We start from the raw sequence: 14,289 nt of genomic DNA, 5'->3' as shown, positions 1-14,289 counted from the left end.
TTGCCCGCGGACGCGCGACCCTCGGTAACGGAGTGAGCATGATGAGTGACCTGAAGGGCAGGCGTGCGCTGGTGACCGGGGGTTCGCGCGGCATCGGCGCGGGCATCGCGGCGGCCCTTGCCAAGGCCGGGGCCGACGTCGCGGTCACCTACGAGAAATCTGCCGGGCGGGCCGCAGAGGTGGTGGCGAGGATCGAGCGTCTCGGCGGTCGGGGCTTCGCGATCCAGGCGGACAGCGCCGATCCGGCGGCCGTCAGGCGTTCCGTGGACGAGGCGGCCGAGAAGCTCGGCGGCCTCGACATCCTGGTCAACAACGCCGGCATCGGTCGGGCCGGGCCGGTCGCCGAGATCCCGCTCGCCGACATCGACGCGCTGCTGAACGTCAACGTGCGTGCGGTCGTCCTGGCCTCGCAGGCGGCCTTGTTCCACCTTCCCGACGGCGGGCGCATCGTCTCGGTCGGCTCCACTCTCGCCGAGCGCGTGCCCTTCGGCGGGCTGACGGCCTACGCGATGACGAAGTCGGCCCTCATATCCTTCAACAAGGGCCTCGCGCGGGAGCTCGGCCCGCGCGGCATTACGGTCAACCTGATCCATCCCGGCTCGACCGACACCGACGCCAACCCGGCCACGGGGCCCGACGCCGAGGCGCAGCTGGGCTTCAACGCCCTCGGCAGGTTCGGGAAGCCTGAGGATGTCGGCGCGGCGGTCGTGTTCCTCGCCGGCCCCTCGGGGCGGCAGATCACGGGCTCGGCCATCACCGTCGATGGCGGTGCCAACGCCTGAGGCTGCACCAAGCGCTCTCGGTTCGGGGGGCTGCCGTGGAGGTTGGCGGCCGAGGCGCGACAGTGGCCCTCAAACCAGAAGGCGGCGAGGGTCTACAGCATGATCAAGGCGGCCGTTGCCTCCCTGACCCGCCGCCTCGCGCGACCTCGGGCCCCCATGGCCGGCATGCAGGCGATGCTCACGCTGGTGATCTCGCTCGGCCGTATCAGGCAGGACACCGCGATTGCGGCCCTGGCGGCGTTCCCGCTTGTTCTGGAGGCCGGCTTCATCGCGGGCGCCGCCTTGACCGAGGACAGCGGCTTACCTGACCTGAAGATCCCCGGTGGGCCGCCGACACGATCCAGCTAACCTCGCGTCGCCAGCTAACCTCGCGTCGCGATTCGTAGGAGAAGATCGTTGCCCGACACCAAGGACCCGCCGGCGGAGGAGCCGGATTACGACAAACTGCTGCGCACCAACCTGGAGCGTGTCTTCAACGAGCGGGACGCCGGCAAGCGGGCTGCGGCCCTCGACGAGCTCTTCGTCGACGAGCCGGTCATGTTCGAGCCGGCCGATGTCGTGCGGGGGCGGGCCGCCATCGCCGCCGTCGCCGGCAAGCTCTTGGACCAGTTCGGGCCCACTTTCCGGTTCACCCCGGTTGGCGTGGCCGTCGGGCACCACGGCTTGGGTTCCCTGCGGTGGAAGGCGGGTCCGGAAGGCGGACCGGTCGCGGTCACCGGAACGGACGTTGCCGAGGTCGTCGGCGGCAGGATCGCGCGCCTCTGGGTGCTGCTCAACCCGCCGGCCAGTTGAGACCGCCACCGTGCGAAATCACGGTCTCAGCGGGCTCGATCTCAAAGCGGCCCGCTTCCCTTTCGTGGCGCCGGCCCCGCCGGTGTCAGGTTAGGGACTTCGGCAGGAATCCGACGGCATCACGATCTCACGCGGAGCACGATCTTGCCCTTGAGCCGGCCCTCCTCGGAGCGCGCGTGAGCGTGTGCGACTTCGTCGAGGGGAAACTCCAAGCCGACTTGCGGCACCACCAGGCCTCGCTCAAGGAGGCGCGTCAGGGCGCCGAGCTTGCTGCCGTTCTGGCGAGAGAAGACGAAGTGGTAGGTCGCGTTCCGGCCCCAGGCGTCGATGAGGTTCTGGGGCGTGGAGGTGTCGACCAGGGTGACCACGCGCCCATCCTCGCGCAGGATGCGTGGGGAACGCGAGAGCGTGTCCCGCCCGATCGTATCCAGGACGACGTCGACGCCCCTACCTTCGGTCAGGCGATCGACGGCGTCCACGTAATCCTCGCGCTCGAAATCGATGACTGCCGAGGCGCCGAGCCGTTCGACGAGTGCCGCGTCGCTGCCTCGCGCCGTCGCCAGGACCCGCGCGCCGATGGCCTTCGCGACCTGGACGGCGATGGCCCCGACGCCCCCCGCGCCGCCGTGGACCAAGACGGTCTCGGTCACCTGCAATCGAGCGCGCTCGACCAGACCTTCCCAGACGGTCACGCCGACGAGACTGACGCTCGCGGCCTCGGAATGGGTTAGGTTGACCGGCTTTCGCGCCACGATGCCGGCGTCCGCCACGTGGTACTCCGCGTACGAACCCGGGCCGCCGAAGATCCTCGGTGTGTAGTAGACCTCATCCCCGACGCTGAACTCCGTCACGTCGGATCCTATCTGGTCGACAATCCCGGAGACGTCGTGCCCGATGATGGCCGGCAGCTCGACCTGGTCGGCGTAGTCACCGCGCCGGATCTGGCAGTCGAGCGGGTTGATCGACGTCGCATGCACGGCCACACGGACCTGCCGAGGTCCCGGTCGGGGGTCGGGAAGGTCCCGAAGCTCGAAGCTGTCCGGCCGGCCGAACCTCGTCAACACCATCGCTTTCAAGTGAGCCTCCTGTCCTTGGCAGGCGCCCTCGTGTCAGCCGGGAGGCGGGATGACGAACTCGTTTTCCTCAGGGGATGGATGAGCTACGTTCAACCATGATGATGCGGAGACCACTCCCCCCGCTCGCGGCGCTGCGGGCCTTCGAGGCGGCCGGGCGCCGCCTGAGCTTTCGCGGTGCCGCCGACGAGCTTGGCGTCACGGCGACCGCCATCAGCCATCAGATCCGGCTCCTCGAACAGACCTTGGGGCTTCGCCTCTTCCACCGCGAGACGCGCCGGGTCCGGCTGACCGTCGAGGGAGCCGTGCTGCTGCCCGTGCTTCGCGACGGTTTCGACGCCTTCGCCGAAGCCATCGACCAGATCCGCGGCCGACACTCGGCCGGTCTTCTCACGCTCTCGGCCCCGACTGCCTTCGTCGCGAAGTGGCTCGTGCCACGGCTTGCCGACTTCCGTGCCGCGCATCCCGGTTGCGACCTTCGCCTGCACGCGTCCGACAGCCTGATCGACTTCGCTCGCGACGGAGTGGACGTCGCCGTCCGATACGGACCCGGTCCCTACCCTGACCTCGACGCTCACAGGCTGGTGGTCGACCGGGTCACACCCGCTTGCAGTCCTCGCCTCGCGGTTCGATCCGAGCGAGATCTGGCAAGTTACCCGCTGCTGCACTTCGAGTGGCCCGACCTGACCGACGAGACGCCGACATGGCCGGCCTGGCTGCGGAAGGCCGGGATCACGGACGTCGATGCCGGCGCGGGTATTCACTTCAGCGACGAAGGTCACGTCATTCAGGCCGCGATTGCAGGTCAGGGGATAGCGCTCCTGTCGGTCGTGCTTGCCGCCGACGACCTGGCAAGCGGCGCACTGGTCCAACCCTTCGGGCCGGTCCTCGACGCCCACCCCTACTGGGTCGTCCACCCACGACATCCGGCTCGGGCGAGGGATGTCGGGAAGCTGGTCGACTGGCTAGGCTCCGCAGGTCGGCGGCGCTCCTATGACGCGCAAGCCCCCGAGTTGGGCGCGTTGGGGCTGCTCCAAGTCAACGCTCGCGCCGATAGTGCATAACAGCCGCGCCGCTGCGGAGCGGCTTCGCTGAGACCAGCCTAAGCTGTTGCGTGCTGCTCGACGACGTGGCGGTGATCGGCGGCACTCGCTTCCTGGGCGGGACACTGTTCACGGACTTCAATCCTGAGAAGAGGAGCAACTCGGCAAGCGAATGAAGTGGCTGGAGCCCCCTCCCCCTTCAGCGTGGTCCTGCACCTGCGGGCTGCGGTCAACGTAGAGGGTGTTGGGTCAGATTTCTGCCGAATGTGCTGCTTGAACCGGAAGGAGTTCCCACAGCCCTACGACAGCCGTCCGGTTGACACGGTGTCCCCTCTGAGTGCTACACAGGGGGACGGCGGTGTTGACCTAAACCGTTGCGATCACTCAGGATATTTGGCTGCTGGCCGTCGAGTCCGAATCCAGGTCTCCCAGCCAAATCAAATCAACGACTTAGCCTCATCCCATGAACCCGCCTCGGCGGGTTTTTCCATGTAGTTCCGCCTTGCCGGAACGGTCGGGGCCGCGCAGGTCCGCCGGAACGCGGGCGTTTGAGCGCTTCATGTCGGCCCTCCGGTGACAGGTCGGCTCGCGGAGGTGGTGCGCTGGCCGAGCGTGTCGGCGATCTCCCGATCCGTCTTCCCGAGTTCAAGCATCCCTCGCGCTGAGATCGAGGCGGACAAACGCGATCTCGCACGGCGACGCGGTGGGCATGGTGAGCGCCGCGGCACGGTTGAGGGGAACCGGACCAAGACCGGATCCAGGCGGCCTGGGCGATCATCATGCCGGGGCTGGAAGGGATCGCGACAGGCGGCGCGTTGGGGTCCCGGACGCTCGGGATGGCCTGACGATCCCCAGCCTGTCTACAGGTTGTCCACATGCCCCCGGGACTGCGGCCTCTCGTCGTCCCGAGCCCCACCGCCGCGCCCTCTCCTCCCGCAAAACGTCGCGGATCAGCGTCGCGCCCCTGTCGGCAGCCGAGACATGATTCGAGCCAACCGCGCGCCGGCGGCGGAACAGAATCAATTCTCGAAGGGCCTCCGGTCGGTAGAGAATACGGAGTGACCGTACGATTTTGTACGCTTAATCCAAAATTCTTAGCGACACCTTAACACTTGTATAGGGGATGACATGCGCGGGTTTCTGGCAATGGCCGCACTGGCCCTTTCAGTCTCGGCCACGACTTCGGCTCTGGCACAGAGCTACACCGAGGAAGTCGTTCCGAACAACGATACGTGCTACCGGGTGATGTACAAGAAGCAGGTCGATCTGGTGAACCCCCAGGGCGTTCTGCAGCAGCCCTCGTCGAACGAGTTCCGGTCCAACATCATCTATCAGCATGGCGGCGTCGCTCGGAACGTCTACAACCCTGCGATCTATCTCGAGACCCGCACGGTGGTGAGCCCGGAATATTACTCGATGCGCCCGACGGGCTGCCCGCGTCGCCTGCGCTGATCTTCAGCTGCGCATTCGGCCCTGGGGCCATTACACGGAGCCGCGCCGGCGCTCCTGACTCTGCCGGCGCGGTTCCGACCCGCTCGACACGCGTCCGCGCGACGCAATTCCCGCCTTCGGCGTGTCGGGTGAAGACTGGCCGGATCGGGACTTGTCGGTCAGGGATTTGGCGAGATCGAGAAAGGCTTCGCCGGCGCTGTGGCACTCCGCCCGCCGTCCCGGCAGGATTCGATAGACCTCCCGCCGCGTCTCGTTGACGATCACGGTCCCGGGCGGCAGGTCGCCGTCATACGGCACCACCACCATGCGGGGAGCCGGGACCGTCACGGGGGCCGCCCCCGGATCGCGCCCGGAGGGAGCGACAGGCGGGGGCAAGGTGCCGGCGCGCCGCCGCGGTGCGATCTCACCGGTCAGCAAGAACTCGATCAGCCCGCCGCCGAGATAGATGCCCGCGAACGGGTCGCCTCCCGCCAGGGTCCCGACCTCGGCCGCCGACGGATTGGGCAGGGCGCCGGTCGTTTCCGGCGCGGGCGAGATCCGGACTGCCAGGGCCGGGGAATCGATGGTTACCGGCTCCGCGGCGCGCGCAGAATCCTCCGCCCGCGGCTGCGTCGGGCCCAGGATCAGGGCCGAGAGGGTGAAAGCAAAGCCGAGGGCCGGCCCCCGGGCCGGCGCCAGATCAGGAACCCGGCAGCGCCAGAACAATCTCGGACGATCTTTTTGCGGTCGCATGCGCGGGAGCCCGGGGCCAGTGCATCACGCCTAGCGGTGATCGGTATGGATTCGGTTAAGTGCCCGAAGGGGCACTCGAACAAGGGGCGGACCGGCCAGCGGCAACACCCGCAGGCACCGCTCTGAAGGTCGTCGGCGGGCGTCGCCGAGCTGCCGTCTGGAGCCTCGCCCATGGAGGCCCTCTCGGGCGGGAGCGCGGCTGGCTTCATGGTGTCGCCGAGGGACGGAACGAGAACAGGGGCCGCCGTCAGGCCGCTCAGCTGCGTGAAGGAGCGCGCCCGCAAGTGCATCGGCCCCTCCCGGCTGTGGCCGACGATCCTGAACAATCCCACGAGAGCGGAGCGGTGGCGTGTTGCTTGATCGCAGGTGACAGTCGCTCACCCTTCTTCGCCAAGCCGGGAGCGGGAGCCTTCCCCTCATCTGCTTCTGGATTGCTGCAACGGGCGTGAATGGGCCGAATGTCCGCCCCTGATTGGTTTTCGGACGTTCGATTGCAAGATCCGATGTCCGCAGGCGACAGGCCGATGGCTCCGCCACCGACACGACAGGACGCCCTGAGGTCTGCGTCAGCGTGAACGCGCCTCTCTCACGCAGCCGAGCCGTCCAGAGGCGCATCACCGGGATTGCCGGCCCAGATCCGCCACGGCGACCAAGCCGTCGCTGACGTAGCGGTTCACCGTGCCGATCGACAGCCGCTCGCCGGGGCGGTGATAGCGCACCGGTCCGATCCCTCCATGCTCCGTCAGTTCGCCGACGAGGAACGCGCGCTCCGCATCGGTGTCAGCGTCGGTCGCGTGGGTGATCTGGAAACTGAGGCGCGTCAGGGAGATGCCGACATCCTTGGTCGCAGCGCCGATCCACAAAGCGCGCTCCGCGCCGATCGGCGGGTGCGACGCGAGCCAGAAGGCCGCGGTGTCGAGGGTATCCTCCGCGCGCTCAATCGGGATGCCCCAGAAGCGGACATGGTGGCGCTTGCGCGGGCTGTCGCCGATCGGCCTCTGAAAGCCGACATCCTGTCCCCGATCGAACAGGTAGAGCGTGCTGAACGGGGCACCCGGATAGGGACGGTTGAGGATGAAGGCGCATGCCATCCTCCACGAGCTGCCGATCCCGAGCGGATCCGCCTGCGTCCAACCAGCCCGGAGGAACGCGCTGCGCAATGCCTCGGAGGTGCCGATCAGGGCAATGTTGACGGGATCGCCCGGCAGGCCATCGCCGGTCAGCGCGTAGGAGGGGACTTGGCCCCGGTTGAGGATGCGCGCGCCGAGCCGGATCGCACGCGGCAGGATCAGGTAGGCAGCGGCGGCGTAGGTGGAGGCCAGCGCCAGGATGAGGGGAAGGCGACGGTCGGCGACGTCGTAGAACAGCACCAGGATCAGCCAGACCGTCACGAGGCCGAGGAGTGCCACCAGCGCGCGTTGGCCAAGCCGTTTCAGGCGTCGCACGGGGTGCTCCCTTCCTGCGCCTGCCGTCCGGGACCGGCGCGCGTCGCTCGGAGGTGCGTGCCCGGCCTCGATGTCCGGAGGCGGCGCGAGCACGCCGCGCGAGACGGCGAAGCTCCCGACCGCCTCACCGGCGGGCCCCGGCCTAACCGACGCCCCGCGGCCTGCCCGCCAGTGGATGGATCGTCACGACATGCATGCGCGCCGGGTTGTACCAGACGAAGAAGGGCTTGTTGGTCCGCCTGGGATCGTTGCGGTCGAGGAAGTCGACGACCTTGGCCGAGATTTCCTCGTCCACCGTCCTGGAGCGCTCCAGCATCAGCGGTCCTTCATCCGTGCAGGTCTGGTTCTTGGCCGTCCCGTCCGAGGACTTGCACGCGAGAACCGGACGCGGGGGGGTCAGGCAACGCGTCGTCTTGCGGTCGACGGCGCCGGGCACCTCGGGCAGGCCGGGGATCGGCGTGTTCCTGCAGGGCGGCGCGATGCCCTGCTCCGTCGCGGTCTTGTTGATGTCGGGGAAGCTCACCTGCTGCATGGCGTCGAGGTGATAGAGATAGCCCCAGTATTCCTGGAAGCCGTGCGCCGTCGGCAGCGACTCGGTGTGGTCGCCCAGGTGGTTCTTGCCGAACTCGCCGGTGTTGTAGCCGAGATCGCGCAGGAACTTGGCGAGCGCCGGTGTGCCGGGGCGCAGGTAGGAGGGGCTGCCCGGCAGTTGCGGCGGGATCATGCCCGTGCGCAGCGGGTACATGCCGGTGAAGAACGCGTTGCGGCCGGAGGTGCAGCTCTGCATGGCGACGTAGTCCATGAAGACCGCGCCCTCCTGCCCGATCCGGTCGATGTTGGGCGTCTCCCCGACCATCCAGCCGCGATGATAGATGCTCGGCTGCATCAGGCCGATATCGTCGCCCATGATGAAGAGGATGTTGGGCGTCTGTTGGGGCTGCGCTTGGGCGAAGGCCGGCGCCGCCGTGGAAGCGGCGCATAACGCGGCCAAGCCGAACCAGGCAGAACGGCTCGTTCTCATGGCGGCGCTCCTTCAGGTTTCCTGCCTCGCGGCTCCGGGCGGCGGCCTCGTCCGCGCCCGTCAAGCGTACGGGCACCAGCCCCGCGGGAGCCGTGACGCTGTCAGCGTCGGGTCGGCCGAACACGCCCAGCCCCAATTTGGCGCCAGTCCGATACTGCTGTTCGGCTTTACTCTTATGGACTGAAGGGTCCTCCCGGGCGCGCATCTTACAGAAAATGCGTGCATCGCGCCATGCATTCGCGGCTATTGTGCGAGACCGCGCTCGGCTGTTCATCCGGGAATCAAACTCAGGACGCTGCGCCCGAGCGTGTCATCTATGCCTTATGCTGGATCCGTCTTCGAACACATGCAGTCGGGACATGCTCCCGATGATTGTGTTGACGCGCCTTTGCCGAACCTGGATCCCCATCGGAGCGTCCGCCAGATGCGGGCGAAGGCGGGGCCAGCCTGCCGCTCCTCAACCCGAGCGGGACAGCGTCCGATCCGGCCGAGCCCTGCCCCGGCTCGGCAGCTCTCAGGGGATGCAGTTCCGGATGGCGGCCAAGGCGGAAGCCGGGACCGCAGTGTTGGTCGGGCTGCCCCAGGGCGTCGGAATCACCCTGCCCGGCGGCAGGAATGGCAAGGCCGGACCGGTCAGGAGCCCGTTGAGCACCGCGACGACCCGCCCCTGTCCGCAATCGAGCACCGGCGCCCCGGAGGCGCCGCCCCCGAGCAGCAGGCGGTTCGAGCCCTGCACCTCGAAGAGAGCCAAACCCGCATACCGCGCGGCGAGCTCTCCGTTCCTGCGGACGATGCCCTGCGCAGCCTCCATCCGCCCCCCCGGATAGCCAAGGACCAGCACCGCCGCGTCCTCCTCCGGCGGTCTCGGCTGAACCTCGAGCACGGTCGCGTGCGGGAAGGGCTCCTGGAGTTCGATGATCGCGACATCGTCCGCCAAGCCTGCATTCCGGCCTGCCCCGCCGTCGCGTCGGCCGGACAGCCTGCCATTGACGGCAACGCGAAGCCTGACCCGCGCCGTGACCTCCGGCTCTCCCTCACGGACAGCCTGGCGCAACTCGGCCTCCTGCCATCCGTCCGTCGGCAGCTCATTCGCGAAATGGGCAGCGGTCACCAGGAGCCGGGGCGACGTGTAGAACCAGGCGGTGGCCCGTTCTCCGACGATCTCCTCCCACCCGTCACGGCGCGGCGCGCCGAAGCGCCAGAAGATGCTGACGACAGCCCGGGCGGATGCCGCGGGATCGACGCAAGGTCCTCCGCCCTCCGGCGATCCCGCGCGAGCGGGAAGTCCTTGCAGACTGAACAGGATCGGGATCAGCGCCAGGCCGATGGCGCGCAGCTTTCCTCGGACCTGCCATGGCGGGACCATGCATTTCCCCATCTTCCGCTGCTGGAGCTGCGGAACATCGGGACGACGCTGACGCGCACAGGACCAGGAGGTACGATTTCAACCCTCGGAGGAGGCCGGTTGTTCCTGGCGCAGTGGCCGTGCGACCGGGCGCTTCGCACGGGAAAATCTTGACTGTGCCGACACTTATCGGGCTGCCCCGCTCCCAGGCCTGCTGTCCGCTCCGACCGATCGGCCTGCCCGATTCCGAGCCGCCAATATGTCCCCGTGCGGACACCGGCGCTCGGCAGCCAGGTACGACGCTGGCAGGATGCCCGGACACCTCGCGCATTGCGGGGACCGATTGTCGGATCAGGACCAACCGTGTGCTCCGGCAGCCGCAGCTGGTACAGATGTGCCGTCATCGACAGGCTGAGAACCTGATTTGAGGCAGTGCGCGCCGAGAGATTCCGACCGAGCGTGACGCTTTCGATCGTCTCGCGGCGGATCACAGGCCGGTAAGCCGGGCTGCAGCAACGACCGCTCCGGAGAGGTCGCTCGGGTCGCCGGCAGGGCGGCAACGGGCGCAGATCCGGAGGTCCGCTTTCCCGCCAGGCCGGCATCGACCCGCGACAGGCCAAGATGATCGTGGGGCAGAAGCGCCAGGAGCGCGCCGATGTTGCGAGACACGGATGCCACAGGTCCCGGTCCTGAGACGGGTCGCCCGGAAAGTCCGGTTCTGCGCCTGCCGCGGCGGCGATGGGGGCGCCTCCTCGCCATCGTCGGAGTGCTGCTGCTGGCCGCCGCCGGGTTCGCGCTGGCTCACGTCTGGTCGCCGCATGCCAACCTGCGCGTGACCACAGGTCCACAGGGCGGTGCCGCGCAGCGCTTCATGGCGGCCTTCGTGTCCGTGTCGGCAATCCAGCACCCCCGCGTTCACCTGGACCTCGTGCCGGTTCCTGACCTCGGCGCGAGCGCCAAGGCCCTGGAGGATGACCGGACGGATCTGGCCATCGTGCGCAGCGATGCGGCGGCGCCGGCAAACGGGCAGACCATCGTGATCCTGCGCCGGGACGTGGTGGCCCTCGTCCTGCCGCCCCACAGCAAGGTCGGTTCCGTCGCCGGGCTGGCGGGCAAGACCGTCGGGATCGTGGCCGGGCCGGTCCAGGCGAACAATGCGCAGGCCCTCGACACGCTTCTCAGCTTCTTCGACATCCCGGCGAAAGACGTCGGTCGGGTCTTCCTGCCCGTCGCTGAGCTCGGGCAGGCCGTCCAGCAGAAGAAGGTCGCGGCGGTGCTCGCGGTCGGCCCGATGGCCCCGGGCGAGGTGGTCGATGTCGTGGCCGCCATCGCACGCGCGACGAAGGGGACCCCCGGCATTCTGGCCATCGACGAGGCGGAGACCATCGGCAAGCGCTTCCCCGGCTTCGAATCCATCGACGTTCCTGTCGGCGCGTTCCGGGCCAGGCCAGCCACGCCGAGCGACACCGTCACGACACTCGCCGTCACCTATCGCTTCGCCGCCTCGGAACTGATGAGCAATGTCGTGGCGGCCGCCATCGCGCGCTCGATCCTGACCACGAAGGCGAAGCTGATGGCCGCGACCCCGCTCGCCAACCAGATCGAGGCGCCCGACCCCGACGACAAGAGTCCCCTTCTCCCGGTTCACCCCGGCGTGGCGGCCTATCTCAGCGGGGGTGACCAGAGCTTCCTCGACCAGTTCCAGAAATACTTCTACGTCATCGGGATCGGCATCAGCGTCGCCGGATCCCTGTTCGCCCTGGTTTCGAGCTACTGGAACCGGCGGAGGTCGGACGAGGATTGGCGGCCGATCAAGCGCTTGGTCGAGATCGCCGACGAGGCGCCCGGCGCCGAGTGGATCGCGTTGGGGGCTCTGGAGCACGAGACCCAGGCGATCGCCTCATCCGTGCTCGGCAGGCAGGCAGGGGCTGTCGGCGCCGAGCGGTTATCGGCGTTCTCGACGGCGCTCGCCCATGCAAGGCACGCCCTCGACGCCCGAAAGTCGGCCCTCGGCCCAAGGCTGGGGCCGAGCACCGGGCCCATGGCCATGCCGACCCGAGCGGCGGCCCCATGAGACGGCCCCATGAGGCGGCCCTATGAGGCAGCGACCCTGCCGGTCGAGCAGGTCTCCGGCCGTCGTGATCGCCCCGATAGGACCTGCTCCACCGAACCTGAAGGGGTGCGGCGCGCGCAGGTTGGGTCTCGAAGAGTACTCCCGGCGAAGCGCGCCGGGCATCAGCGTACGGTCAAAACAACCTTGATCCTCTCCCAAGACCAGACGAGATTTCGCAGGCGTCATACACTATAATTACGACGCCCGCATTCGGCGAGAGCCCTCCAGGCGCCCCGCTCATCAGGAGGCGGCCAAATGATTCGCCCTGCAAGTCTGGCGTTCATTGCTCTGGCGATCACGCCTGCTCTCGGCGGCGAGCTTCCACGTTACGACGTCGAAGCGATGTGCCGCGCGGCTCCGAGCCTGGAAGCCGGCGCCCGAAACACCGACCGGAGTTGCGTCCGGGATGAAACGCAGGCTCGCGAGCAGCTTGCGCAGCACTGGTCCGGCTTCAACGCGCAACGCCGCGAGGCCTGCGTCCAGGAATCGAGCATCGGGGGGCCACCGAGCTACGTCGCCTTGCTGACATGCCTGCAAATGTAAGCGAGCCCGCTTTCGGAAGGTCTCGGCTTCGGCGGCATCGTCCAGGAGAGGAGCTGACCATGAGCCACGAGGACACGCATGCGGCGGGCCAGGCGGGTCCGGGAAGCACCCTCAGCCGCCGCACCATGCTTCTCACGGGGACCTCGGCCCTCGCGGCCTCCGCCCTGGTCTCGGCCGCCGCGACCACCCCCGCGGAGGCCCAGCAGCAGCCGACGCCCGCCGGGCAGAAGCCGAACATCGTCGTGATCATGGGCGACGACATCGGCATCTGGAACATCGGCGCCTATCATCGCGGCATGATGGCCGGACGCACGCCCAACCTCGACCGGTTGGCCGCCGAGGGCATGCTGTTCACCGACTACTACGCCGAGGCGAGCTGCACGGCGGGCCGCGCCGCCTTCATCACCGGGGAGCTGCCGATCCGGACCGGCATGACCACCGTGGGCCAGGCCGGGGCCCCCATCGGGATTCCGGCGGAGGCCGTGACGATCGCCACCGCCCTGAAGGGCATGGGCTACGCCACCGGCCAGTTCGGCAAGAACCACCTCGGCGACAAGAACGAGTTCCTGCCGACCGTGCACGGCTTCGACGAGTTCTTCGGCTACCTCTACCACCTCGACGCGATGGAGGACCCGGCCCATCCCGCCTACCCGCAGGATCTGCTGAACCGGGTTGGCCCGCGCAACATGGTTCATTCCTGGGCGACGAGCGTCGACGATCCCACCGAGGACCCGCGCTGGGGCAAGGTCGGCAAGCAGCGGATCGAGGATGCCGGCACGCTCTACCCGAAGCGGATGGAGACCGTGGACGAGGAGATCCGCGACCTGGCGCTCGGCTTCGTCGACAAGGCCAAGGCGGACGGCAAGCCGTTCTTCCTCTGGCTCAACCCGACCCGCATGCACGTCACCACGCACCTGTCGCCGAAATATCAGGGAATGCGCAACTCCCAGAACGGCTGGAGCATCCAGGAAGCTGGCATGGCGCAGCTCGACGACGTCGTCGGCGCGGTGATGAGGAAGCTGACGGATCTGGGGATCGACGACAACACCATCGTGGTCTTCACCACCGACAACGGCACCGAGGTCTTCACCTGGCCGGATGGCGGGCAGACCCCATTCGCGCAATCGAAGGGCACGGTCATGGAGGGGGGCTTCCGCGCCCCGGCGATGATCCGCTGGCCCGGCAAGGTGCCGGCCGGCAAGGTCGAGAACGGCGTCATCTCGGGCCTCGACTGGTTCGCGACCCTCGTCGCGGCGGCGGGCGACCCGGATATCGGCGAGGCGCTGAAGAAGGGCAAGACGATCGGCGACCGGACCTACAAGGTGCATCTCGACGGCTACAACCAACTCGACATGCTCACCGGCAAGGGCCCGTCGAAGCGCAAGGAGATCTGGTATTTCGGCGAGAGCGAATTGGGCGCCGTTCGGATCGGCGACTACAAGTACCGCTTCATCGACCAGCCGGCCGGATGGCTGGGCGATAAGACCAAGCCCGACGTGCCCTACATCACCAACCTGCGGCTCGACCCCTTCGAGCGGACCGGCTGGCCCGACAACGGCACCAAGGGCGGGGCGCAGAACTACATGAGCTGGTTCCTCTACGAGTTCTGGCGCTTCGTCTTCGTCCAGCAGGAGGTGGAGAAGCTCGCCAGGACCGCCATCGAGTTCCCGCCGATGCAGAAGGGCGCGAGCTTCAACCTCGAGGCGGTGAAGGAGAAGATCCAGGCGGCCAGGAGCGCGATGGCCAAGTGAACAATCAGCCGCGCCTGCGGATTGGCGCGGCGCCGGCGCCTGGCCGGGAGCCCGGACTGTCACGCCTCTCCGGCCGCTGCGGCGGCTCCTGACCGCCGGTCCCGTCCTGCGGATCCTGCGCGCTGGCCTCGGCGCGCACGGTCCGAACTTGTCGACGCCCGGCCCCCCGAGCGCTCGCCTCCGAAGCCGAGACCGCT

12 protein-coding genes and 1 pseudogene are annotated in these 14,289 nt (G+C 68.2%); 8 read left to right on the top strand and 5 right to left on the bottom strand.

Annotated elements, in window-relative coordinates; genetic code table 11:
* Positions 1–41: 41 nt before the first annotated feature.
* From F6X53_RS10765 to F6X53_RS10755, 3 genes are all read left to right on the top strand, one after another.
* Complete coding sequence (locus tag F6X53_RS10765; RefSeq protein WP_151000175.1) at positions 42–782, top strand: SDR family NAD(P)-dependent oxidoreductase; 741 nt, start codon at positions 42–44, stop codon at positions 780–782.
* Between the two features lie 99 nt (positions 783–881).
* Positions 882–1,130 (top strand): hypothetical protein, encoded by a 249-nt coding sequence (locus F6X53_RS10760; protein WP_191970791.1) that lies wholly within the window; start codon positions 882–884, stop codon positions 1,128–1,130.
* A 48-nt stretch (positions 1,131–1,178) separates the two neighbouring features.
* Positions 1,179–1,574 (top strand): nuclear transport factor 2 family protein, encoded by a 396-nt coding sequence (locus tag F6X53_RS10755; protein WP_151000025.1) that lies wholly within the window; start codon positions 1,179–1,181, stop codon positions 1,572–1,574.
* Between the two features lie 119 nt (positions 1,575–1,693).
* Here the strand turns inward: F6X53_RS10755 and F6X53_RS10750 are convergent, their stop codons facing one another.
* On the bottom strand, positions 1,694–2,650 hold the full coding sequence (locus F6X53_RS10750; protein WP_151000024.1) for a zinc-dependent alcohol dehydrogenase family protein: 957 nt from the start codon (positions 2,648–2,650) through the stop codon (positions 1,694–1,696).
* A gap of 95 nt (positions 2,651–2,745) precedes the next feature.
* On the opposite strand from F6X53_RS10750, the gene gcvA reads away from it, so the two are divergent.
* Together gcvA and F6X53_RS10735 are read left to right on the top strand one after the other, a co-directional pair.
* Entirely contained in the window at positions 2,746–3,711 is a 966-nt protein-coding gene (gcvA, locus tag F6X53_RS10745; RefSeq protein ID WP_151000023.1) for a transcriptional regulator GcvA, read from the top strand.
* A 1,107-nt stretch (positions 3,712–4,818) separates the two neighbouring features.
* Complete coding sequence (locus F6X53_RS10735; RefSeq protein WP_151000022.1) at positions 4,819–5,142, top strand: hypothetical protein; 324 nt, start codon at positions 4,819–4,821, stop codon at positions 5,140–5,142.
* Positions 5,143–5,172: 30 nt separating this feature from the next.
* Here F6X53_RS10735 and F6X53_RS10730 read toward each other — a convergent pair whose 3' ends face one another.
* The 4 genes and pseudogenes from F6X53_RS10730 to F6X53_RS10715 all read right to left on the bottom strand — a co-directional run bounded on the left by F6X53_RS10730 (position 5,173) and on the right by F6X53_RS10715 (position 9,706).
* Positions 5,173–5,874 (bottom strand): hypothetical protein, encoded by a 702-nt coding sequence (locus F6X53_RS10730; protein ID WP_151000021.1) that lies wholly within the window; start codon positions 5,872–5,874, stop codon positions 5,173–5,175.
* A gap of 614 nt (positions 5,875–6,488) precedes the next feature.
* Entirely contained in the window at positions 6,489–7,319 is an 831-nt protein-coding gene (locus F6X53_RS10725; protein WP_151000020.1) for an LssY C-terminal domain-containing protein, read from the bottom strand.
* Positions 7,320–7,470: 151 nt separating this feature from the next.
* A pseudogene (locus F6X53_RS10720) lies at positions 7,471–8,340 on the bottom strand (sulfatase-like hydrolase/transferase); the annotation flags it as partial.
* A 514-nt stretch (positions 8,341–8,854) separates the two neighbouring features.
* Positions 8,855–9,706 carry a S1 family peptidase gene (locus F6X53_RS10715; RefSeq protein WP_191970790.1) on the bottom strand — a complete coding sequence of 284 codons (852 nt, stop codon included), beginning with the start codon at positions 9,704–9,706 and terminating at the stop codon, positions 8,855–8,857.
* Positions 9,707–10,340: 634 nt separating this feature from the next.
* Between F6X53_RS10715 and F6X53_RS10710 the strand changes: the two genes are divergently transcribed.
* The 3 genes from F6X53_RS10710 (at position 10,341) to F6X53_RS10700 (ending at position 14,092) form a co-directional block, all read left to right on the top strand.
* Entirely contained in the window at positions 10,341–11,759 is a 1,419-nt protein-coding gene (locus F6X53_RS10710; RefSeq protein ID WP_151000018.1) for a TAXI family TRAP transporter solute-binding subunit, read from the top strand.
* 294 nt (positions 11,760–12,053) lie between these two features.
* Positions 12,054–12,341 carry a hypothetical protein gene (locus tag F6X53_RS10705; protein ID WP_151000017.1) on the top strand — a complete coding sequence of 96 codons (288 nt, stop codon included), beginning with the start codon at positions 12,054–12,056 and terminating at the stop codon, positions 12,339–12,341.
* A gap of 59 nt (positions 12,342–12,400) precedes the next feature.
* On the top strand, positions 12,401–14,092 hold the full coding sequence (locus F6X53_RS10700) for an arylsulfatase (RefSeq protein WP_151000016.1): 1,692 nt from the start codon (positions 12,401–12,403) through the stop codon (positions 14,090–14,092).
* The last annotated feature ends 197 nt before the right edge of the window (positions 14,093–14,289 follow it).

The organism is Methylobacterium soli, assembly GCF_008806385.1.
Classification (GTDB): domain Bacteria; phylum Pseudomonadota; class Alphaproteobacteria; order Rhizobiales; family Beijerinckiaceae; genus Methylobacterium; species Methylobacterium soli.
Note: the sequence above shows the minus strand (reverse complement) of the source record. Positions and strands in the feature narration are given on the sequence as shown.